Annotated in this window: 15 protein-coding genes; 2 read left to right on the top strand and 13 right to left on the bottom strand. The window is 40.6% G+C overall.

The genetic code is table 11. The features are described from left to right. Positions 1-882: an MBL fold metallo-hydrolase gene (locus tag UABAM_RS03370; RefSeq protein WP_151966589.1), complete on the bottom strand. Its 882-nt coding sequence runs from the start codon at positions 880-882 to the stop codon at positions 1-3. A 65-nt stretch (positions 883-947) separates the two neighbouring features. Further along, positions 948-9266 carry a HEAT repeat domain-containing protein gene (locus UABAM_RS03365; RefSeq protein ID WP_151966588.1) on the bottom strand — a complete coding sequence of 2773 codons (8319 nt, stop codon included), beginning with the start codon at positions 9264-9266 and terminating at the stop codon, positions 948-950. 268 nt (positions 9267-9534) lie between these two features. Between UABAM_RS03365 and UABAM_RS03360 the strand changes: the two genes are divergently transcribed. Beyond that, on the top strand, positions 9535-9915 hold the full coding sequence (locus UABAM_RS03360) for a hypothetical protein (RefSeq protein ID WP_151966587.1): 381 nt from the start codon (positions 9535-9537) through the stop codon (positions 9913-9915). A gap of 9 nt (positions 9916-9924) precedes the next feature. Further along, on the top strand, positions 9925-10890 hold the full coding sequence (locus UABAM_RS03355) for an ABC transporter substrate-binding protein (protein ID WP_151966586.1): 966 nt from the start codon (positions 9925-9927) through the stop codon (positions 10888-10890). A gap of 57 nt (positions 10891-10947) precedes the next feature. On the opposite strand, the gene UABAM_RS03350 is transcribed toward UABAM_RS03355, so the two are convergent. The 11 genes from UABAM_RS03350 to UABAM_RS03300 all read right to left on the bottom strand — a co-directional run bounded on the left by UABAM_RS03350 (position 10948) and on the right by UABAM_RS03300 (position 22657). Continuing rightward, positions 10948-11319 carry a VOC family protein gene (locus UABAM_RS03350; protein WP_151966585.1) on the bottom strand — a complete coding sequence of 124 codons (372 nt, stop codon included), beginning with the start codon at positions 11317-11319 and terminating at the stop codon, positions 10948-10950. A 682-nt stretch (positions 11320-12001) separates the two neighbouring features. Continuing rightward, the gene (gene trxB / locus UABAM_RS03345; RefSeq protein WP_173013109.1) at positions 12002-13018 is read right to left on the bottom strand and encodes a thioredoxin-disulfide reductase; all 1017 of its coding nucleotides are present in this window, start codon (positions 13016-13018) and stop codon (positions 12002-12004) included. Between the two features lies 1 nt (position 13019). Then, complete coding sequence (locus UABAM_RS03340; protein ID WP_151966584.1) at positions 13020-14330, bottom strand: Glu/Leu/Phe/Val family dehydrogenase; 1311 nt, start codon at positions 14328-14330, stop codon at positions 13020-13022. A gap of 12 nt (positions 14331-14342) precedes the next feature. After that, a complete protein-coding gene (locus UABAM_RS03335) occupies positions 14343-16289 on the bottom strand; it encodes an acetoacetate--CoA ligase (protein ID WP_151966583.1) in 1947 nt (648 codons plus the stop codon). Between the two features lie 12 nt (positions 16290-16301). Continuing rightward, positions 16302-17390 carry a 4-hydroxyphenylpyruvate dioxygenase gene (gene hppD / locus UABAM_RS03330; RefSeq protein ID WP_151966582.1) on the bottom strand — a complete coding sequence of 363 codons (1089 nt, stop codon included), beginning with the start codon at positions 17388-17390 and terminating at the stop codon, positions 16302-16304. Between the two features lie 21 nt (positions 17391-17411). Then, positions 17412-18026: an endonuclease III gene (nth, locus tag UABAM_RS03325; protein WP_151966581.1), complete on the bottom strand. Its 615-nt coding sequence runs from the start codon at positions 18024-18026 to the stop codon at positions 17412-17414. Continuing rightward, positions 17995-18957, bottom strand: coding sequence for a hypothetical protein (locus UABAM_RS03320; protein ID WP_151966580.1), 963 nt, complete (start codon positions 18955-18957; stop codon positions 17995-17997). The genes nth and UABAM_RS03320 overlap by 32 nt, the downstream gene beginning before the upstream one ends. A 15-nt stretch (positions 18958-18972) precedes the next feature. After that, positions 18973-19530 (bottom strand): hypothetical protein, encoded by a 558-nt coding sequence (locus UABAM_RS03315; protein WP_151966579.1) that lies wholly within the window; start codon positions 19528-19530, stop codon positions 18973-18975. A gap of 4 nt (positions 19531-19534) precedes the next feature. After that, positions 19535-19993: a hypothetical protein gene (locus UABAM_RS03310; RefSeq protein ID WP_151966578.1), complete on the bottom strand. Its 459-nt coding sequence runs from the start codon at positions 19991-19993 to the stop codon at positions 19535-19537. A 130-nt stretch (positions 19994-20123) separates the two neighbouring features. Beyond that, complete coding sequence (locus UABAM_RS03305; protein WP_151966577.1) at positions 20124-21482, bottom strand: type IV pilus twitching motility protein PilT; 1359 nt, start codon at positions 21480-21482, stop codon at positions 20124-20126. Between the two features lie 83 nt (positions 21483-21565). After that, the gene (locus UABAM_RS03300) at positions 21566-22657 is read right to left on the bottom strand and encodes a type IV pilus twitching motility protein PilT (RefSeq protein ID WP_151966576.1); all 1092 of its coding nucleotides are present in this window, start codon (positions 22655-22657) and stop codon (positions 21566-21568) included. Positions 22658-23247: the final 590 nt, after the last annotated feature.

Here is a 23247-nt window from a genome sequence, read left to right as displayed (position 1 = left end):
CTATTTTTCGCTTAGATCATCAAATAAGATGGTCAGGAAAAGTTCTGATTTCATAAATCCTTGTCCCCAAACGGGATTTAAGTCTTTTAGAGGGTCTTTTGCTATGATTTCCTTCAGAGTTAGTTTATCGTCGACTAGCTTTTGCACTCTTTTTTCTACTTCCATGAGCATATTGCGATAGTCCGTTAGTTCCTTGGTGCTGGAAATACTACCGTGCCCTGGAATAATTTTGGTCTTATCTGTCGCTATTTGCAAAACTTTATTTGCCGCTTCTATGATCCCACGTATCGAGCCGCCGTGGTCTTGGTCTATAAACGGGTAACGACCTTTAAAAAAGGTATCTCCCATGTGAATGACGTTTGCTTGTTGAAAAAAAACAATCGAGTCTCCATCGGTATGCGCATTAGGAACGTGTATAAGTACAACGTCTTGTCCATTGAAATGCAGGGTCATGGTTTTCGAGTAGGTAATCACAGGTAATGCTTTTTCAGGAGATGCGGGGCGGAGGCTTTTAAAATATTTTATCATCTGTGGTTCGGCCATAGTTTTACGAACATTGTCGTGGGCTAGTACCGTACTGTTGTGATTTACCACAAATAACTCGTTTCCTTCGGAGTGATCGGCGTGCCAATGTGTGTTGATCACAAAACGCACTTTTTGGTCAGTCAGTTTAGTGATCGCAGCGGTGACTTCCTTGTAGTGCCTTGCGTATAAATCGTCGATGATAAAGACTCCGTCTTTTCCAATAGAAACGGCAATATTTCCACCAGGACCTGTTAGCATATGGATATTGTCACCGACATCGTGGGTATTTATTTGTGCTTTTTGTGCCACCAACATAGAGCTCAATACAAAAAACACTAGAACGATATACTTTTGCATATTTTCTCCACTGTGGTATAAAAAAAAAGCGCAACCGCAGTTGCGCTTTTGTAAACTCAAAACAATTATTCGAGTTCTTCGAACCAGTCTCTGATTTCACCTAATGCGTTTTCGCGTTTTTCTTCGCTAGCATCTGGATCATAGTCTACAGATTCTGGGAAATATGGACTCAAAGCATCGGCAGCTATTTTACGTGCAGAGCTATAAGAGCTACCAAGAGCGTCGACTAAATCTTTGACATTATCTCTGGTCACATCTTCTTTACTCTTCAAAACAGCCGCTTTATCACGAAGTGGCACAACCGCGTTTTGTTCTGCCAACCACGCATCGATATCTTTCTTTGCCAAATCGCGTTTTTCTTTATCTGCTTTCGGATCCCAGTCAAAGACATTATTCGCGAGTTTGTTCAACTCGGATATTGCTTTTGCTCTGGTACTTTCCTCTGCAGAGTCCAGATAAGACACAAGTAGCTTTACGTTTTGCAAGTCAAGTGGGGTTGTCACTCCACCTTTTAAATCACTTGCAATGCTGTCAATGCGATAAATAGGTTCTTGTAGTTTGAACCACGCATCAATCTCGCTCAGTGTTTTGCTGCGCTCTTCGGCATTGTCACTCCAGGTCAAATCTTTGCCGGTCTCGCGACGCAACCATGAAATCGCAACATTACTCAGTTCCGCAATTGGATTTTTTGCTTTCAAGATGGTGATCATCTCTAAAGCGCGTCTCCGCGCTACGCGACTCGATATACCGGTTTCTAAATAATCCCCGTATACCTCTTCCAATAAGTTTGACTTGTTATGCGCAAGCCATGCGTCCCATAAGCGCAAAGCTTCGTTCTGCTCTTGTGGGTTCACATTCACATCGTAACCATAATTGGTTTTTGTGTAGCCTTCAAGAGCTGTAATTGCAGCTTCGCGAACATTGACAGAGTCACTACGTAAAGATTCCACCAATTTTTTCGCAGCATACAAACCACGAGAATTTGCAAAGTTGTTATTTAGAAGCGTCTTGCCTAGTTGTAGTACACTGCTTGTTTGTTGTTCTTGATCTCTCACAATAGAACCAACATTTTTTGTATACCACTTTTTCCAATCGGCGATTGGTTTTTCTAACTTGTCGATTGGGGCCTTCGCGTCATAACCAAAACCTTCACGAACCTGAGTCTGTGCATACTTATTGGTGTAAGCTTCAAGAGCTTTGTACGCCTCAGCGCGCCATTTTTCGTCCTGTAAACTATTTACGAGAACGCCAATCGCCATAGCTTCCGAGGCACTACTCGCTACTTTTGTTAAGCCATTGACAGTGGAAAGAGCTTGTTGCACATTTTGACTTTGTTGCAACGACTTTTTCTTTTCCGCCAACCACTTACTCCAGTCTTCCGCTTCTTTGTCACCGTTGGCTGCCTTTAGAGCACCTAAGGCCTTTTCGCGATCAGAACCACTAAGTGCAGCGATCAAAAGTTCTGCGGTTTTTACGTCTTCATCCGTAGCAACATCCTTTTTCTCTTCCAAAGATTTCACTGCCGCAGCGATTTTTTCACTTTGCGCTTTTTGTTGATCTTCAATCGATTTCTTTTGTTGTGTTAACCACTCTTTCCAACTTTGCAATGCTTCATCGCGCTCTTTCTTGTTAGCAGAAGCGTCATAACCTTGTAGGTTACCTGTTGCACGTTGTAAAGTATTGGCAATTTCACTACGCAATTGATAATCGATATTTTTTTCTAGTGCAGAAACAAGTGCCGCGATTTTATCCAAGTCTTCTAAAGTATTTGATTGTTTAACATCTAGTTTGTCCTCGATGCTCTCTTCAACTTCATCACTTGTATCGGCTTGCTCTTCTAGTTTTTGACGCAGTGAATATATTGAGGTTTCGATATTGTATAGTTGATCACTTCGCGCTTCTTCACCGGCATAAGGATCAAATTTAGAAACATCGCAACCGTATTTTTCCAACAATTCGGCGTATTTTTTCAACACTTTCGGGTTGGTTTTGTCAGCCATTTCCCCAATAATGTCGCGTACGTCTTCGTAATCGTCAAGAGTGTTGATACCACCTTGCAATTCTTCTTTTTGCTTATCTAAGTCATCGAGAAGAGTTTGCACTTCACTTTGTAAAGTCTCGAGATTCTTTTCGGCATTGCTTAACCAGTCCACATACTCGTTGTAGTTGGCATCAATGTCTTCTTGTGATCGCGCCTCATCATCGTATTGAACGTCTTCATTTTTCGAAGCTTCGGATGCTGGTCCGTCGTTTAGAATGTCGGCGGCTTGATCGCGAACTTCTTTGATGGGGCTCTTTAGATACTCGACGATTTTACGTGTATGCTCTACTTGCTCTTGGGTCCAGATATTCTGCAAAGTTTTGACTTTTTCAGCATCTTTTTGTAGATTTTTTGTGATATTTTCTACTTGAGATTTCTGTTCTTGTTCTTTCCACTTTGCAAACCATGTGTCCACTTTTTCTTGCCACTTATCTTCATCTACAGGAGAAAAAGCAACTTCAGGTTTACTACCAGCCCATTTACTTAGAAGATCGTAAGAATGTTTACGAACCTTTAGGTGGCTATCACTTAGTGTCGCTGCAATCGCAATTCCTTGGTTGAAATCACCAATGAGTCCCATTGCTTTTACAGCACCAAGACGCACACTGTCGACCTTGTCAACTAGTAGTGGTGAAATTGCACTCACAACACTGTGTCCATATTTATTCAAAGCTGCCTTGGCATCATCATCGGTCATGTCACCTGCAACTTCTTTTAGCGTACTTGTCAAAGCATCGCTGTCAATACTTTGTTCTTGCTTTTCTTTCCAGAAGTTTTGTAGCTTCGCAATTTGAATACCCCAAACTTTTTCCTGATCAGGACGTTCAGGTAATTCACTGCCACTGATAGCAATAAGTGCTTTTGTCGCGGCATCGCGTACTTTTTCACTTTGGTGATTTGCAAGATCAATGATCGCGGCAACATTTGTTGTTGATTTCACCGCTGCACTTAAACTTAGAGCCGCAAGTTGCTCTTTTTCCTCTTTAGAATTTAGCAGAGCTTTGGCACTATTCGCTGCTTCTTTGCCTAAAGAGCTTAGTTCTTTCACAGTTTCATCAACCTTGTTGTCCGCAACAGCTTTCTTCAACTGTTCTTCCACATTTCTCAAAGCTTCTTGCTTCTTGATCGCCCAGTCTTTTGCCCATTTTTCTACTTGGGTATTGACTTGGTCCCACTCTTTTTCATCTTTAGGAGCTTGAGGAGCAAAAGCTTCACCAGTAATGGCGCGAACTGCATTGATAATGAGAGTTCTCTCTGCATCTTCTGTTCCCGATAGATATGGCTGTAAGGCCGCAACACTATCTTTACTGTTGATCTCAATTAAGGCAGAAACAATTGCCTGCTTCACGGCAAGACGCTTGTCCGCCAGATAGTCAACAATCACAGTGTGGTCGTTTAATGCCGCAAGCTTTTTCGCCGCATCTTCGATTTTACCATCTGCCTCTAAAGCAGTAGTAATTTCGTCGATTTTACTCATGGCATCGTTTTTGAGCTCTTCGCTCTTTGTCTGCCACCAAGCTTGCAAGTTTTTGACTTGTTCTTGTCGTTGTACAGCTTCAACGGATTCCATAGGTAGTTCACCGATGAGCTTTTTCAGTGCCTTTTCTGCGGCTTTACGCGTTGCTTCTTTTTGCAGGAGTAAAATAATTTGTTCTACCGACTGCTTCGCATCTAATGCCACAAGTGCTTCTATAGCACCAACTACAACTTTAGCGTTGTCGTTTGCCAATTGTTTTTCCACAAACTCGATAGCGCTAGAACCTAGTTTGGCAACATCTTTCGCAACTTTTTCGCCATCTGCTTTTTCGTCACTTAGACTAGAAAGAAGTTCATCTACTTTTTTCTTTGTCGCCTGTTGCGCTTCTTGATGTTTTACTTGTAGTTTTGCTTGTTCAGCAGTCCACCAAGTGTTTACTTTTGCAACATTACTTTGCCATTCGCTTTCGCTTTTTGCGTCAACAACTAGATCTTTTATCTCCGCTCCGCTTAGTGATTCAACAGCTTTTTTCGCTGCCATGCGCACATTGATATCGGAATCAGATAGCAATCTTGCGATTTCGATAGACATATCGCGGCGCTTCATTTCACCTAAGGTCTCAACAGCGTATTTGCGAACAACACCCATAGGAGAGTTTAGCTCTTCTTTGAGTAGGCTTGCTGCCGCAGCTCCAAAACTAATAATGCGCTTTTTCACTTCGTCAATATTCGCTTGTGGATCACTCAGGCTTGCAACTAAACCTTGCAATTCTTCTTCTTGCTTGTGCTTCACCCACCATGAATTCCATGCGGCAATTGACTCTTTTCTTTCTTCTGCTTCCGCATCGAATGCAATGTTTTCACCAGAAAGTGAGACAAGTGCACTGTATGCATTGGCACGCATTTCAGGAAAAGGGTTGTTCAAGTGCGCAATTAGCTTAGGAATGATCGAGTTTTCGCCAAGTGATTTTAGGTGATCAACGGCCATATTTTGGATATTAAGCGGTTGATTTTCAGCAAACATTTCGAGAGAAGTTTCTTTCGAAGCTTCTTTGCGTTGTAGTAACCAATAGTAAGCTTCTTCGCGAACGCGGAAGTCAACATCACCAAGGTTATTGCGCAGTAGATCTGCGGCGTCTTTGCTGCTTTTACCAATGGCTTGAATGGCGGCAAATCTAATCTTTGCATCATCATTTTTAGCTAGATTGGTAATCACATTTGGCGCTTTGTCATAACCGATTTTCGCGATCGCGTTCACAGCGATCAATTGTAGTGATTTGTTTTCGTCATCTAAGAAGCGAGAAAACAAACTGATTTGTTCTTCGGTTGGTGATGCGGCGAGGAAAGACAACAAACCAATTTTACCTTGCGAGGAAACTTGTGCATCGTCTAGGTATTTTTCGAGTGCCTTATCTTTTATTTCTAAAGAGGAAAGTTCTTTCGCTGCATTTTTTCGTTCTAGAATATCAGAGGAAGCTAAGTTTTCAAGTACAGTATATACTTTTTCTTGCTTAACCAATTCCTTCTTGTATTCTAACCACCATGTAACAAAACTTTTACGTGAAGTTCGCGCTTCGTCGCTAAGAGCGCTGTAGCCTTTCAAAGCTGCTAGAAATGGTTTTGCTGTTTCTTCATTTCCGTCAACAATCTGCTTCGCTGTGGTACGTAAATTTTCATTGTTTACATTTTTTTCCACGAGAGATAGCAGAGTTTTTTGCAACTTCTCGTCTGCGCTTGGCAATAAAGCAGCAATAATGTTACTGTCAGCATATTTGTTCAAAAGGGAAAAAACTACGTCGTTATTTTTCGCGCTTTTTACAAACTCTGCTAGTTTATCTTGGTAAACCTCTGGGTATGCTTTTAACAATACATTGAGTAGTGTCAACTTCGCATCTAGGTCTAACTCGAACAGATAAAGTGTCGCTGCTTCTTTTGCAAAATTGGCGTCGCCTGCTAGAAATTCATAGGCTGCTTTGCGTAGTTTGGCATCACCACTTTGGGTCAATCCATTGAAAAAGTTTGTTGTTTCAGGTGTTTGCCAACCACTTAAAACCCCAATTGCTTTTGCATTAGTGGCATGATGACTTACAATTTCGTTTGTGGCAATTGTCTTGTGTTCTGCCAGTGCTTTTTTTGCCGCGGCAATATCGTCTTCTTTGTCAGAAGTTAGCACAGTATTCAGATTTTTTACCACCGCTTGGTATTTTTGATTCCACGCTGATATTTCTTCCGCTTTGACTTCTTCGCTACCCATAATCGACTTAAGGGCGCTTTGTGTGGCGTCAAATAATTCTTGTGACTCGTCGTTAATGATGAAAGGCAGAAGGGTCGCAACGTGTTCTTTGCCCATGATGGCACCACTGTTTTTGATAATCTCTACTTTTTGTTCCGTAGTGCTGTTTTCCATGACATTCGCAAAATGTTTTTTCGCTGCGGCAGCATCTGTTTTTACTAAAACGGAAAATACAGCAACATTTACACTTTTTTCCAAACTTGCCTTAGCAAATTCGGCAGCCTTTTGCGGTTTTACATCACTCAAAGTCGAAAGAATAGCATTTTGCAAAGACGCATCTTGTGTTTTCGAATATACTTCAACAAGTTTGTCTGCCAAAGTATTGTCTTTTGTGTCTAGCTTGCTAAGAGCGAGCTTTTGCAATTCACTGTCTTTACCGTTTGTGACTAGTGCAACTAACAATTCCTGGCTTTTTTTCGCATCCAGAGAGTGCAGACGTTCCACAAGAAGTTTTTTCACTGCGGTGTCTTTTTCTGCATCCAACGCTTGTTGCAATTTGTCATAATCTTCTTTTGTATAGGTGGTAGCACCATGAAGTTTTAAACGCACTGCCGCGTTTGTCTCTTTTTTCAAACGTTCAGCAATGTACGAGTCTTTCTTGTCTCCCAAGAGATTTAAGTAATTCTCAACAGCAGCAATTTGCATGTCACCTTCTGCTGTAGAAAGTTTTTCAAAAAAGCTCTTGGTGGCATCGTTATTCACTTTTGCAATCGCGCCAAGTAATGCGGTTTTCGCTTTAGCATCTGCTTCCGCGTACTTTTTCATCGCACCGTCGACAGATTTCTCTAACTCAGATACTGGTAGGTTGTTACAAAAAGCCACAACAACATCACTATCTTTTTCTGCACTAAACGCTGCTCCCAAGTTCGCATATTCACTAGGAACTTCTTGCAAATCATGTAGCAAGGTTATTTTGTCTGCAGATTCGAGATGAGAAAAGTTTTTGGAAAGTACACTCCATGCTTGTGGATTTTTTTCTTGTAGTAGATGTGTCACAACTTTTTTTGCTATCGCATTTTTTTGCGAAATATGGTTGGCTAATTCACCATAGAAAGCTGGTGTGACGTACTCAAGAGTTTTTTCTACGCTGCTACCATCTTTGATTGTTGCTTGTACAAATTCAGTGGCATTTTTGTAGTTAGCTTGTGCAAGATTAAATGCTAATGACAGGTCTTTTTCTTGTGCAGCATCAAATACATTTTGCAACGGCACGAGAATTTTTGGGTCCTGTAGTTTCTTCCATGCTCGGAAAGTGTTTACGGTACTAGCTTTTTTAATAGCGGCATTGTCGCTCCCTAGTCCTTTTGCAATTGTAACGAGGGCTTGCGGAGTCGGGTAATTTCCCAACAAGTTAATAATGCGTTCTTTACCAGACGCGCTGGCATTGTCGTAATTTTCGATCAACGTTGTGGTGCTTGATATTCCATACTCTAGTATTTTGTTATATGCTTCTTCTGCTTCATCTGCTTCTGCTGCGTCTAACCAATAGACCAATTCATCTATTTGTTTCCACTTTTGCCATTCGCCAATGCTCGGTACACGAGACGTTAAGTCTGCTTTGGCGTTGTATCCAAAGGTTTTTCCCGTTGTCTGTGATAGTTTACCAAAAGCTTTTTGGCGAACATTGACATCTTCATCCCAAAGAAGAGAAACTAAAACTCCAATATTTTCGCGATCGATAAGCGGTAAAACATTTTCTACGGCTTTTACACGCACTGAATTACTCGTTGCATTTTGAGCAACGCGCATTAGGATATCTGTTCCGATTTGTTTTTTGTGTTTTGTGGCGCATGCAACAACTTGCTCTAAAACTTCGTCTTTTTCCTGTGAAAAATCCAGTTTTGCCAATTCTAACAGTAATTCCGCAAGTTGTTTATCATCTCCTTGGGTGCAAAACTTTTCATAAATAGCTGCTTTGACATCAGGGTAACTCTCGGTCTTTAATGCAGAAAATAATGTGTCTAGGGCCTGTTCTTTTTTTAGTGCGACGAGAGAGTTCACGGCTTCCATACGCACAGCAGGAATTTCGTGTTCTAAAAGTTTTACAAGCTCTTCCTCTGCGGCTTGCCATGCAACTAAAGCACCCATCATTTTCTTGATAACTTTGACATCATCTTCGCTCTTTAGAGCATTTACAAAACTTTTGGTCACTTTTTCTTTGTGATCCGTAGCCTTGGAAAGTATGTCAGCACAGTGACCTCGAACTATAGGGTTGCTGTGACTAAGACCTTTGGTAACAACATCTATTGTTGCTGAAAGATCGGTACTTAGTTTATCAAGCGCTTCAGCAACTTCTTTTTCGTTATCTGAAGCTAAATTGTCCAACCACTTCTCTTCCTGAGGCTTTTCTTCGGCGTCGTCTTCTGCATTGGCGTCGTCTTCTGCATCGGCGTCGTCTTCTGCTTTTTCAGCATCCCCATTTTGAGGAGGGTTGTTTTCATCATTTTCAGGTTGCTCTTTTTTCGTTTGATCGTCAACCTGATCATTTTCGTCATTTTGTGCGTTTATAGCGACACTAAACATAAACAATAACATCGCAATCAAAAGCACAATATTTTTTGGGTAGAACTTCATAAAGAAGCCCTTTCTATTATGTCTTAGAAAATAAACTTCGAGTAGGTATATCAAATGAGAAGCGAGGTTTTTAGACCTCTTGAAGCTACGAAGTGTAGCAAAATTGAACTTTAGCGTCAATGAAAATTTCTCGCTAACATCACGAAATGGGCGATCAAAATTATTTGTATTGATGCAAAGTGGAACATATAATATATTTTAAAGGAAAGAGTCAATCTGTTTTACTGTAAAATAACAGCAAAATGTTTTAGTAGAAAAGAGTACAAATATGTATAGTTTCAAGACATTTTTTATATGTGTATTCATCGCATCTTTTCTTGGTTGTTCCTCAAGTGAAGAGAGATACGAACGCATATCAAGACAAGAAACAGCATTAAAAGAAGAACGCAAAAAAATAGTCAATTTACAAAACGCTATCGAGGATGCGGCGAAAGCACATTCCAATTTAAAAAAGCGTTACACACAACTAGAGCAATTGCGTGAAGAAAACGACAATAATGGTAACCCTGTGGGGCCAACACCTCCAAGTATCGATGATGCTTATGGAGATCAGTTGCGTCAAATCAAAAAAAATTACGAAGAAATTACCAATAAAATCGAAGAATTATTTGAGGAAAGAAAACGCATTGTCGAAGAGCAATATGACTAAAGATAAAATATGAGTAAAATATATTGGTTACTAGTGCTGTTTTTCCTGGCAACTTGTGGCTGTGAAAAACAACAACAAAACAATCTTACCAAAGTAGATTTGTATCTAAATTGGTTCCCCGAAGCAGAGCATGGTGGGTTCTATACCGCTCTATTGTCTGGATACTACAAAAAAGAAGGTCTTGATGTAAATATTGTTCCTGGGGGACCAGGAACACCTGTTTTACAACAAGTAGCGCGTGGCAATGCCGCATTTGGTATCTCAAATGCGGATCGCGTACTTCTCGCGCGTTCCCAAGAAGCACAAATTGTCGCGGTCATGGCTCCCATTCGCAAAAGTCCACGCTCTATTATGCTACACAAAAGTTCCCGTATACAAAAGTTGGAAGACATCCGTGATATGACACTCATCATGTCAGCCTCTGCTTCTTTTTCGCATTACGTGAAGTACAAATTACCGCTCACCGGAGTAAAAATAGTTCCCTACACCGGAAACATAACCTCTTTCTTGCGCGACAAAAATAGCGCGCAACAAGCGTATATATTTAGCGAACCTTTTATTGCCAAAAGCAAAGGTGTTGAAGTAAAAAATATATTGGTTGCCGATGCTCTAGGTTTCAACCCTTACACCAGCATTTTGGTAACCTCACAACAATACGCACAAAAAAATAGTGCTGTTGTAAAAAAAATGGCGATCGCCAGTCGCAAAGGATGGTTGAAATACTTGCAGTCACCACAAAAAACCAATGAATATATTCATTCCATAAACCGCGAAATGAGTATGGAAATCTTACAATACGGTGTGGAACAATTGCAACCATTGGTCTTCTCGGGTTTAGAAAAGCGCGAGACATTGGGGGTGATGGAAAAAGAACGTTGGCAGGCGTTGCTGCAACAAATGCATGCAGCAAAAATGTTAAAAAAAGAAAATATCGATATCGAGCAAGTTTTTAGCAATCGTTATTTGCAAAAATAACTCAATGCGTTCCCGATTTAACAAAACACGTACCAAATCGGGAACGTTTGAAACTACCTACACATGCTGATCAAATAGTATCGGATTACCGTCGGGATCAACAACACTAAAGTTGCCCGGACCACTCGTACTCTCATCCACTTCATCTTTGATCTCAACTCCCGCGGCCTTAAACTTCTTTTGTAGCTCGCGAACGTCTGCGAATGAATCAAGTTTGTTACAGGTCTTGTCCCATCCAGGATTAAAAGTCATCGCATTTTTTTCAAACATCCCTTGGAATAATCCAATGGTGTGGTCTCCATTGCGCATGATCGCCCAATTTTGCGCAACATCTCCTCCGACCATCGCAAAACCCAATTTTTCATAAAACTCTTTGGAAACGTTGATATCCTTGACACTCAAACTTACGGAAAAAGCTCCCAACTCCATATTTTTCTCCTTAAGGTAATTACCTAAATTTAGTTATACCTATATCTTAAAAAAAATTCGCTACATAAGTCAATACAAATAGTACAAAAACCGTACAAATAGTTTGTATTTTTTATAGGTATATTTAAAATCGGTGGATGTTTTCTAAGCAGAGATTTTCTAGTATTTGGTGCCCCCACAATCGGCTTCGCCGATTACTCCCCCACTGGGGTGTTAGGGGTAGGTTTTTTGTAAAACATTTGATAAAAAGTACTTGTAGTTAAAAACAGATATTGCTTCAAACTAAATTTTCCCAGGGGGGTCATTCCTGCGAAAGCAGGAAACCAGCAATATAAATTCGACTTGAAAGCGCCTGGGGCCCTGGTCAAGCCAGGGATGACAACCTTGAGATTTTTTAGTGTAAAAGCTTTTATCTCTTTTATTTATCTGTATTTAACAAAAACCTACCCTTGTCAGCCCCCACTGGGGGAGTTGACGTAGTTCAAAAAGTGTTGAAAAAACGCAACTTTGGTTCGAGTCAAACAAACATGGGATTTGTAACGCATCAACGTGTCGTTTTTTCTCTCTTGAAGTGCACTACGTAAGCCCTCCTGTGGGAGGGCAGCCGGCGATTAGCCGGCGGGAGGGCATGCTAGCGATTTCCTATACTTCAGGATTAGCTGAGTTTCAATGTTCCAAACTACTAACTTTCCGGTGTTTGGTGGGAAAGAAATTCCTCCGCGGCCATTGCGGCCTTGCATCCCATACCTGCAGCGGTAACCGCTTGTTGGAATTGCCAGTCAACGACATCTCCTGCGGCAAAAACCCCGGGGATGGCGGTTTCCACATCGCAAGAGGCACAGTTTGCGTCGTTGTGCGACGGGACAATGTAGCCATCATTATTCGTCGCTAGTTTTCCATGTAGAAATTCAATATTCGGAATGTGACCAATGGCGATAAATACTCCGTCGCATTTAAATTCATCAATAGTAACGCCAGCACTTTCAGCATTACCATCATGTTCTTGTAACTTCTGAGCAGGACTTCCCTTGGGATGTTTCGCCAACCTCACATGACTCACATTGTTTCCCTCACCGCAAATTTCCGTAACCGCACTGTTCCAGTGCACGGTTATTTTAGGATTATTCAGAGCGCGGTCTTGCATTATCTTCGAAGCGCGAAATTTATCGCGGCGGTGCACTAAGTGCACTTCTTTGGCAAAGCGCGTTAGAAAAGTCGCGTCTTCCATTGCCGTATCACCTCCGCCAACAACGATGACAGTTTTGTCTCGATAAAGAGCACCGTCACATGTCGCACATGTGGAGACAGTTTTGCCAAAAAATTCTTTTTCGCCGGGAATATCGAGAAGCTTGGCTCTTGCTCCGGAAGCAATGATCAATGTCTGTGCTAGATATTCACCACCTTCTGCGCTAATTTTAAAAGGACGCTGTTGCAGGTCAACTTCTTTGATAACCTCCATCACGTACTTCGCGCCAAAACTACTTGCCTGTTTCTTCATGCGATCCATCAACTCAAAACCGTTGATTCCTTCCGGAAATCCTGGGTAGTTCTCTACGGAACTTGTCAAACTTAGCTGTCCACCGGGTTCGTGACCTTCAAAAACCAAAGGATTCAAATTTGCTCTCGCAGCATAAATGGCCGCAGTATGTCCCGCACACCCAGAACCGATAATGACGACATCCAATATGTTTTCGCTCATTTTACTCACCTTTTCTATGCCATTCATTTTTGACAAGAGAATCTATAATTTGTTGACCACGATGCCCAAAAATAGGATGTTGCTCAAAAGAAAACTCGGTGGCTAATTCTACGGCAGTCTGACCAGGAGGAGTTCCATTTTCTTCGGCTAACTTTAAAGTTTTGAGAGTCATGTTGTACACAGATTGATCCCAATTTTTGTCGAGGTGTCGCTTAGAAAAAGGATCTTCATTGATGTATCCATACTGTTCATTGGAGCAATTCACAATTCCCATACGATTTACCAAAAAGTCGGGAACATAGTAGATTTTTCGCTCAAACAGCAATTTATCATCGCGCGTGGCATCTTCCAACTGGTTGTTCGCCGCCCCGCAAACAATCTTTGTATTTAATTTTTCAATTGTTTCTGGGCAGAGAATTCCGCCTGTAGCACACGGAGCAAAGATATCGCATTCTGTTGCCAAAAGCGAATTGTCATTTTTCGATGAGAGAATCGTCTCCAAGTTGTGCCCTGCAAATTGCTGCTGTGCGCGCTCTATCGACTCCGGAAAAATATCACTACCAATGACCTTCGCCACTTTTTTCTCGAATAAAAGACGTATAAGCTCTATTCCGACATGCCCCATACCTTGAACAACGACGGTTTTTCCTTCTAAACTCTCTTTAAAACGAAATTCAGCGGCGGCTTCCATACCACATAACACACCTTTTGCCGTTGCTGAAGAAGGGTTACCACTTCCTCCAACACCAGGTGGAATACAGGTGACAAATCGCGTCTTGGTAAAAATATTTCCGATGTCCGTAGGGGTAGTTCCAACGTCCTCTGCGGTAATATAACAACCATTTAACGATGTGATGAACTTTCCATAAGATTGAAATATTTTTTCTCTTACTCCTGCATCGCGTTTATCGATTTTAGGGTTGTCAACAATCACCCCTTTACCGCCTCCCCACCACAAACCGGCCAAAGCATTTTTATGCGTCATGCCCTTGGATAAGCGAAGACCGTCTCTTAAAAAATCTTCGGTGGTATCATAACTCCAAAATCTCGTTCCTCCTGCCCCCTGGCCACGACAAGTTCTGTGGACGAAAGCTCCTTGGAGAATATCATATTCTTCTAATAATTCGAAAAAAATGCCTTCGTGTTGTTCATAGTCTCGCTTGTCACTGTTAAAAAAATCGCAAAGAGGCTGTAGCTCGGGATGAGAAGCGCGACACTCATTTTCATTGTGGATGAAGTAAAAACGTTTAATGCCGTTACTTTTTAAAAATTGAACAAACTCGTCTGGCGAAGATTGAAGCAAATTCACCATAAATTTATATCCTTATTCTTGTAATTCAGAAATATTTTTGTAAAGTTCCAGTGATTCGGGATTTTTTAGCGCGTCTTGGTTGTACACTGGTCGTCCATGAATAATTTCACGAACCGCAATTTCCACTTTTTTCATACTAATTGTATAGGGAATATCATCTACAGCGATAATCTTTGCTGGTACGTGGCGAATCGAAGCATTTTGGCGAATGGTATTCTTTATACTATTACACAGAGTTTCGTCGAGTACTTTGCCTTCTACCATCTTAACAAACAATACAACGCGTGTATCATTTTGCCACTCCTGACCGACAACTACGCTATCTTCGATTTCCTCAAGCGCTTCTACTTGGCGATAGATTTCCGCTGTACCAATACGTACTCCTCCAGGGTTTAAAGTGGCGTCGGAACGACCATAAATAATAACTCCGTTACTTTGTGTAATTTCTATATAGTCACCGTGTCGCCATGTATCTTCGTATACGGCAAAGTATGCTTTGGTGTAGCGCGAACCATCTTCATCATTCCAAAAGTAGATGGGCATCGACGGAAAAGGAGAACGACACACCAACTCGCCCTTCTGCTCGGTAACTTCATTTCCCTCGCTATCATAAGCAACGACGTCCATTCCCAAACATTTCCCTTGAATTTCTCCTGGAAAAACAGCCGAAAGGGGATTTCCGCCAACAAAACATCCGTTGAGATCCGTACCACCAGAAATGGAGGCGAGATGTACATCTTCTTTGATATGTTTATGTACAAAATAAAAACTCTCTTCGGGAAGTGGTGAGCCTGTGGACAAAATAGCTTTTAATTCACTTAAGTTTGCCGACTCTTTGGGATGTATAACTTTTTGCTGCAATGCCGTCAAATAACGCGCGCTCGTTCCAAAAATAGTGATACGCTCTTTTTCCGCCATTTTCCACAAGCTATCTCCTTCGGGAAAAAAGGGAGAGCCATCGTAGAGAAGAACCGTAGCCCCTGTTGCCAGAGAACTCACCAGCCAATTCCACATCATCCACCCACAAGTGGTGTAGTAAAAAATGACATCTTCGCGTTTTACATCTACATGAAGAACGAGTTCCTTGAGGTGGTTAATAAGTATCCCTCCCACACTTTGAACCATACACTTTGGTAAGCCTGTTGTTCCAGAGGAATACATAATGTATAGTGGGTGATCAAAAGGGACCTGTACAAACTCAAGTTCTTCGGCACTATTGTCAACAAAATCTTCATAGTGAACGCTATTATTGATATGCGAAATCTCTTTGTTGTCGGGCAAATAGTTGATCACAACGACTTTTTCAATAGAAGGTAACTTTTCGACGACTTGTTGTACTCTTTGTAAAGAGTCATTTTGCTTACCATTGTAATAGTAGCCGTTTGCCGTAAACAATACTTTGGGTTGTATTTGACCAAATCGGTCAAGAACACCTTTCATCCCAAAATCAGGAGAACAAGACGACCACACGGCTCCAAGACTTGTGGTGGCCAACATCGCCACAACAGTCTCCAACATATTTGGCATGAATCCAGCAACGCGGTCACCGCTTTGAACACCTTGGTCTTTAAGAGCCGTGGCTAACTTCGCTACAGATGCATACAAGTCCTTATAAGAAATCGAACGCTGCACCTGATCTTCGCCTCGGAATACAATAGCAATACGGTCATCGCGGTAGCGAAGTAGATTTTCGGCGAAATTGAGTTTGGCACCAGTAAACCATTTTGTATCGCGCATTTTCTCACCTTGTACTAAAGCGCTTTCAAAAGGTTTACTTGCTCTAATTTCTACAAAATCCCACACTTTTTCCCAAAATTTGCCCAAATGTTCAATGGACCATTGATGGAGATTTTCATAAGTACCGACTTCCGTGCCGTCTTGGCGCAATACGTCTATAAACTTTTGCATATTAGAGTTTTTAACGCGCTCAGCACTCGGTGTCCAAAGTGGTTTTTGCATTATGATTCCCTTCTACAGAGTACCGCGACGGGCTTGTTCGCGCTCGATAGACTGAAATAAAGCTTTGAAGTTTCCTTTGCCGAAACTTTCCGCTCCTTTTCTTTGAATGATTTCAAAGAAAAGAGTTGGTCGATCTTGAATGGGACGCGTAAATATTTGCAATAAATACCCTTGCTCATCGCGATCAATTAAAATGCCTAGGTCAGAGATCACTTCCATATCTTCGTCTATTTTTCCGACACGTTCCTCTAAATTTTCGTAATATGTCTTGGGTGTCGGTAAACAATCAAGGCCGTTCTCACGTAGCTTTTTTACAGTGGTAATAATATCGTCTGTAGCAAACGCAATGTGTTGTACACCTGCTCCAGAGTAGAATTCGACAAATTCTTGAATTTGTGACTTCTTAATTCCTTCTGCAGGTTCGTTGATCGGCATTTTCACTTTGTGATTCTCACTTGCCACAACAATAGAACGCAAAGAAGTAAATTCGGTCGAAATATCTTTGTCGTCGGCTGTCCAAAACCGATGGAAGTCAAATATTTTTTCGTACCAACTGACAATTTTTTCCATGTCACCATCTGGCTGATTTCCCACAATATGGTCAATAAAATTCAGCCCTGTAGGATTGACTTTTGCGGTGGAATTGCTTTTTTTATAACCGGGTAAAAATCCCTTGTAGTTCTTGCGTTCGACAAAAGTATGAATGACATCGCCATAACTTTTTATCGATGCCATCACAATAGAGCCGTTTTCGTCTTCAATTACTTGAGGCTCTCTTATAGAAGTGGCACCACGCGATGTGGTCACTTCCCATGCTTTCTTTGCATCGTCAACAGTATAAGCAACATCTTGTACTCCATCTCCGTGTAAACGGATGTGCTCGTTAAGTTCGCTCTGAGCATGAAGAGGGGAAGTCAACAAAAAGTAAATATCATTTTGTTTCATAACGTATGTGACCTGATCACGACTACCAGTTTCTAAACCTTCATAAGCCACTTGCTCAAAACCAAAAATACTTTGGTAATAATGAGCAGCTTGTTTAGCATTGCCAACAATAAAACGTACATGGTCGAAACCAAGTAATTGAAATGGTGTTGTCATGTTTAATCTCTTTCTATAAAATCAAATCCAAGAGCAAATGGGGCACTTTTCTGCTTCATGTCCTCTAGCTTTGCAATACTCACGGCCGAAAAAAATAATTTGCAAGTGCAGTTTTTGCCAATATTTTTTTGCATATATTTTTTTTAGATCTCTTTCTGTTTGTACAACTGATTTCCCACTAGACAGTTTCCAACGTTCGGCGCAACGGTGGATATGAGTATCCACCGGAAATGCGGGCACGTTAAATGCCTGGCTCATAACAACAGATGCTGTTTTATGACCCACTCCTGGTAATTCCTCCAAGGCATCTATATCTGGAGGTACTTGTGCATCATATTTATCAATCAATATTTGAGAAAGGTCGCGAATAGCTTTCGCTTTTCGAGGTGCTAATCCACATGGGCGAATAATATTTTCAATTTGTTTGTAGCGTAGCTTTATCATCTTATGTGGTGTATCTGCTTTGGCAAACAACTTGGGTGTAATTTGATTCACACGAACATCCGTACATTGTGCAGACAATAGTACGGCGATGAGTAGTGTAAATGAATCTTTGTGATCCAGAGGAACGGGTGTCTCGGGATACAAGTCTTCGAGTATAACCCTAATCTTTTTTGCTCTTTCTCTTTTCGTCATGATTGCCTTTTTCTTTTTTGTCTACATCTTCTGCAGCTTCATCTTTAGTTTGTTCTTTCTTTTCTTCTTCGTTAGAGCTATTTTCTTTTTCCTCATCTTTTGGTGTGGTATCTTCTTTTTTGGAGTCTTCAGTCTCTGCTTTTTCTTCGCGCGGTGACTCATCAGAACTTGATTTTTTTTCTGCGGTTGTACTGTTTTTAGGTTCTTTTTTCTCTAAAAGAAGACGATCTTGGCTACTCTTATCGCTTTTCCATTTTTCGGCAAGACCACGAATTTTGTCAATAACTTCTGCATATGATTTTCCGGAAGCACGTTTTTCACTTCGATGAGAGGTGTAATCTTCAATGAGCATAACCGCCCACTTCGTTGCATCGCGCATTGTCTGAGCAACCATTTGTCGTTCTTCAAGATCTGGCTCTTTTGCATATACTTGCCAGTAGGTCATTTCGTTAAACCATGCCCCTAGGGCTACTTGCATTTGCACAAGGTTACCGATATTGGCATTGAGTTCTTGTAATGGTTTTGTGAGTAAAAAATAGCCCACAGGAATCGCACTCAAGAAAGATAAAAAACAGCCTAGTATGGCATGACCCTGGAAGAAGGCATATATACCAAAACAAAAAACCACAATACCAACGATAAAAGTAACGATATGCAGTGCCATCATCATGTAGTAAGAAAAAACTCCATGACGTGTCATATCACTAATTTTTTTTACAGTATATTGGTTGACATAGCGTACTTCCTGCACTTGTTCTAAATTAGTGCTAATATGGTCAACGACCGTTTTAATTGTATCTAGATTTTGTTCGTCAACTGTAATTTGCCACTTTTCGGTTGTTTCTTTTGGATTTTCTCTCCACTCTTCAAGGTGGACGGAATTTGTATACATTTTTTTTAGCAATTTGCTAATATCGCTTTGCTGTGACATTGTTGGTGATCCTCATTATATCTTCAAAACTGGAGCTGGAGTCAATTCTTCTGGTACACCTGGAAAGTTTTTTTGAATAAAATCTCCCATTGTTTTGCGCGTTTGTTCCGAGAGCAAACTTTGCATTTTTTCCGTGCATGTACCACAAATGGTGGAAGAAAACAGTAGTTTATTTCCTAAACATAGTGCCAACAAGGTGTGTTCTTTTTCAACGTTTTCGGATTGACATAAATGACATTCATGCATGTCTTCCGTCATTATGTAGTTTTCTAAAAAGAAATTTTGAAGTTTCTCTGTTGATTCTTTTGAGTACTCTTTTGCAAGTCCTTGCTGGCATTGAAAACACAACGCATACTCAAAGATTACCCTTTTTCTGCGAAATACTTTTTGAACCTGATACAATGTTAGAGACTCCACTAAATCACATTCACAGGAAACACAATTGGTAAACGCTTTACCTGAGTAGACAGAGTATAGAATTTCGGGGATGGGCTTTGCTTCTCTCTCCATATGGGATAAAAAATAGTGGAAATCTTCAAAATTGAAATCTCCACCAATGTATTCATCTTGCATAGCTCTACCCCTTTTGATAATGATTTTCTAAAGTATAGTTATAAGCTCGATAAAACGTTTTATTTTCATTTACGGCATTGGTCAATAAATCTTTGAAACTTTGAAGGTCTTGTATATTGATAACCAAGTTACAACTCAAGACATATGCTTGCATCGTATTAAAAGTTTCGACAAGGCTACCTACAAAAACAGAAAACATATAACGACGAATGTTCATCGAAAAACTTTGTAGGATTTGCATTGCTTGTAAATATAAATTTTCTTGCAATACAACAATGTGAAAAGAATGAAACCGCAACTTCTGAATGGCGTCCTCTTCGGATTTTGCCACGTAAACCTTACAATTCAAGTCAAGAAACTGGTTTACCAGGAACTCTTGTAGGTCTCCCTCAGCAATGACCATCACTTTTAGGCCATCGCAACCGCGCTGTTCATCGCTTAAAATACTTTTAACAACTTCCATATTATTCCTCGTCTTATTACTTTTGGTAAACAAGATAGAATACATATATTTTGAAACTACACTGTAGGTTTAAAAACGATTCTAACTTAGTTACTCTTTCATACTTTAACTCAACCAAAAACTTTGCAATTTACTCGTCTTTGTCCATTTTTAAATTTTTAAAATTAAAGGAATTACCCTGTGGATTTTGTTTCTTTTTTATTTCCGGTCGCGGAATGATTCCTCTACTGGGTATCGTTGGCTTTTGCGTCGTTTTTGGAAAGGCAGATGGTGGTTTAGCTGTAGGAGCTTGGGTAGACGGGTGTTGTGGCGCTTTTACTTCGTTTGTTTTGGGAGCTGGCTTGGGTTGCGAAACCGCCGTTCTGTAACTCCCCACAATCCCTTTTTCCGCGTTGACGCGATCTATTTCCCGCGTAATCACGCTGCGACGAGTACAATAGGTTCTTGCCGTATTTTCAGCAATAATCCCTTGTCCGTATAAACTACCAAGAGATTGGTCAAATGAGATCATTCCATACTGAGGACTTTTTGAAATAACATCATAAAAAGTTTTATCTTCCGTTTCACCATTCATGATAATTTCATTGATACGCGCATTATTATTTAGTATCTCAAGAGCCGCTATTCTTCCTCCTTGTATTCGTGGAACAAGGCGCTGCCCAATCACCCAACGTAAACTTTCAGCCAAACGGTTGCGAATAAGTGACTGGTCATTTTTGGGAAACATAGCACTAATACGTGAAATCGTCTGCCCGGTATCGTTAGTATGCACCGTACTGAAAACAAGGTGCCCAGTTTCTGCGGCGGAAAGAACAATTTCGAAAGTCTCCCTGTCGCGCATCTCTCCCACAAGAATCACTTTGGGAGTTTGGCGTAAAGCTGCGCGTAGTCCTTGAGGAAACGAGTAAAAATCGAGTCCCAACTCTCGTTGGTTAATCGTCGACAGCTTGTGTTTATGATCAAACTCGATGGGGTCTTCTAAAGTAATTACGTGAACTTGCTGATTGGTATTGATTTCGTCAATCATTGCGGCAAGCGTACTCGATTTCCCACTTCCCGTAGCACCAGTTACAAGGACTAGACCATTTTTTTCAGAAGAAATCTGCTGCAAAATAGTAGGCAAATTCAATTGTTGTAAAGTCGGAATAACAGAGCTTAGCTTACGAAGTACGATAGAGTACTGTCCGCGCTGCGAAAAAATATTTACGCGAAATCTCTCGTAGTCCATCAGTTGATACGAACAATCACAGGAACCCGTAGTAATAAGTTGATGCATCAAATTACTATTCCCTTGAACAAGGTTCAGAGAAAACACTTCTGTTTGGAAAGGAGTCAAATTTACAATCGGAATATCTTCGAATTGTACGGGCTGGAGAAGTCCAGAAGTAACAACTTGCATAGGACGACCGACAGTAAAAATGATATCGGAAATATCTTCGTAACTTTGCAGAATTCTTTCCAACATAAAATCAATTTCATTTTTACGCATTGTATTTACCGTGAATTAAGCCTAAAGAAAATGACAAGTAACAACGCAACACCCTTTGCGGATGTTGCACGCGCATGGTGCCTTTACATCTTGAACATATCTTTGTACTCTTGGGGAATCTCTTTTAGATATTTAATAAAACGTTTCTTTTCTATACACTTATCAAAAGCTTCGTCTTCTCTAATGAGATTTTCATCCAGTAGTTCTTCAATATGATCATCAAGCATACGCATTCCCATACGTCTATTCGTTTGGATAACGTTTATGAGTTGGTGAGTTTTTCCTTCGCGAACGAGAGCAGAAACGGCCGGGGTTTGTATGAGTATTTCTAAGGCGCAAATACGACCTGATCCGTCTTTTCTCTTAAAAAGCGTTTGTGAAACAACGGCTTTGAGTGATTCAGACAAAGTAGTACGTATCTGATCTTGCATGTTTGCAGGAAAAACTTCGATAATACGGTCCACAGTTTTTGTTGCGTTTTGCGTATGTAGAGTTCCGAATACCAAGTGCCCTGTTGCCGCCGCTTCGATAGCGAGCTGAATGGTTTCCTGATCACGCATTTCCCCCACGAGTATAATATCAGGGTCTTCGCGCAGTGCACCTCGAAGTGCCGCTGAAAAACTTTTTGTATCTTTTCCCACTTCGCGGTGGTTTACAATACAATTGTACGAATTGTGTTTGAATTCTACGGGGTCTTCTACCGTCAAGATATGATCTTTCCGCGTTTTATTTGCATAGTCAATAATCGCGGCCAGGGTGGTAGATTTTCCACTACCTGTCGGACCTGTTACGAGAATCAAACCTTTGTGATAAGTGGCAAAACGTTTTACCACTTCGGGTAAACCAAGTTGCTCTACAGTGAGTATTTCTGTCGGAATTTGTCTAAAAACAGCCGAAACCCCATGAGCTTGTTGAAAGTAGTTTGCCCGATATCGCCCCACATTAGGTAGCTCATAAGCAAAGTCGATATCACCTGTTTCTTCGAATACTTTTGCCTTGTGCTCTGGGCATATTTCGTAAAGAAGTTCTTTTAACTCACCATCTTCTAGCTGTTTAAACTTTACTCTTTCTAAATCTCCACGAATACGTAGAGCTGGAGGATTACCAGAGGATAAATGTAGATCGGAAGCTCCTTGGACTGTCATCAATCGAAAAAAAGCATCTATTTTTGCCATATGTTCCCCCACCAAATACGGGCCTTAAGTATCAAATTACATAGATCTCTTGTATCATAGCCTCGTATAATTACAAGAGATAAAAAGTAAAATACTTTAACTTATTTTTATAAATCATTTCTAGATAAAATTGTATTTTTTTTTGCAAAACTCAGGACCCAAACACAAATTTCTACTAATTGTTAGTTGATAATTAGGGCGTGTCATCAATGAACCTTCATTCACTATTGAGTCCTTCTAAATACTAGCGTCGTTGCTCCTTATTTAAATAAACTAACTATGATACATGCGGAGCGCCTAGCTAGAATTTACAATGACTTTAATATCAAATAAACTTTAATTGATGACACGCCCTAAATCGAAAGTTTTAATATATTATATTTTATAGATCAACCGTGCTACATGTAAGGTAAAGATGAAATAGTGTGTTTGGCAAAATACCATCAGGAAAAATTCACGGGTAAATTCAGCAATCAATCCAGGTAAATTTATCTTGTCTCACCGTTATTATTTCGCTATAATCCAGGTTTTGTATTTCTAAGTAGAAATGCAAAGGCTTGTGCGGCTACTTAACTTGTAAATGTTAGAAA

This window comes from Candidatus Uabimicrobium amorphum (assembly GCF_009002475.1).
GTDB lineage: Bacteria > Planctomycetota > Uabimicrobiia > Uabimicrobiales > Uabimicrobiaceae > Uabimicrobium > Uabimicrobium amorphum.
This window is presented reverse-complemented; position numbering and strand designations above follow the sequence as displayed.

Coding starts and splice junctions, on each gene's coding strand:
- UABAM_RS03370 (WP_151966589.1), bottom strand. CDS start 882: ATGCAAAAGTATATCGTTCTAGTGTTTTTTGTATTGAGCTCTATGTTG.
- UABAM_RS03365 (WP_151966588.1), bottom strand. CDS start 9,266: ATGAAGTTCTACCCAAAAAATATTGTGCTTTTGATTGCGATGTTATTG.
- UABAM_RS03360 (WP_151966587.1), top strand. CDS start 9,535: ATGTATAGTTTCAAGACATTTTTTATATGTGTATTCATCGCATCTTTT.
- UABAM_RS03355 (WP_151966586.1), top strand. CDS start 9,925: ATGAGTAAAATATATTGGTTACTAGTGCTGTTTTTCCTGGCAACTTGT.
- UABAM_RS03350 (WP_151966585.1), bottom strand. CDS start 11,319: ATGGAGTTGGGAGCTTTTTCCGTAAGTTTGAGTGTCAAGGATATCAAC.
- trxB (WP_173013109.1), bottom strand. CDS start 13,018: ATGAGCGAAAACATATTGGATGTCGTCATTATCGGTTCTGGGTGTGCG.
- UABAM_RS03340 (WP_151966584.1), bottom strand. CDS start 14,330: ATGGTGAATTTGCTTCAATCTTCGCCAGACGAGTTTGTTCAATTTTTA.
- UABAM_RS03335 (WP_151966583.1), bottom strand. CDS start 16,289: ATGCAAAAACCACTTTGGACACCGAGTGCTGAGCGCGTTAAAAACTCT.
- hppD (WP_151966582.1), bottom strand. CDS start 17,390: ATGACAACACCATTTCAATTACTTGGTTTCGACCATGTACGTTTTATT.
- nth (WP_151966581.1), bottom strand. CDS start 18,026: ATGACGAAAAGAGAAAGAGCAAAAAAGATTAGGGTTATACTCGAAGAC.
- UABAM_RS03320 (WP_151966580.1), bottom strand. CDS start 18,957: ATGTCACAGCAAAGCGATATTAGCAAATTGCTAAAAAAAATGTATACA.
- UABAM_RS03315 (WP_151966579.1), bottom strand. CDS start 19,530: ATGCAAGATGAATACATTGGTGGAGATTTCAATTTTGAAGATTTCCAC.
- UABAM_RS03310 (WP_151966578.1), bottom strand. CDS start 19,993: ATGGAAGTTGTTAAAAGTATTTTAAGCGATGAACAGCGCGGTTGCGAT.
- UABAM_RS03305 (WP_151966577.1), bottom strand. CDS start 21,482: ATGCGTAAAAATGAAATTGATTTTATGTTGGAAAGAATTCTGCAAAGT.
- UABAM_RS03300 (WP_151966576.1), bottom strand. CDS start 22,657: ATGGCAAAAATAGATGCTTTTTTTCGATTGATGACAGTCCAAGGAGCT.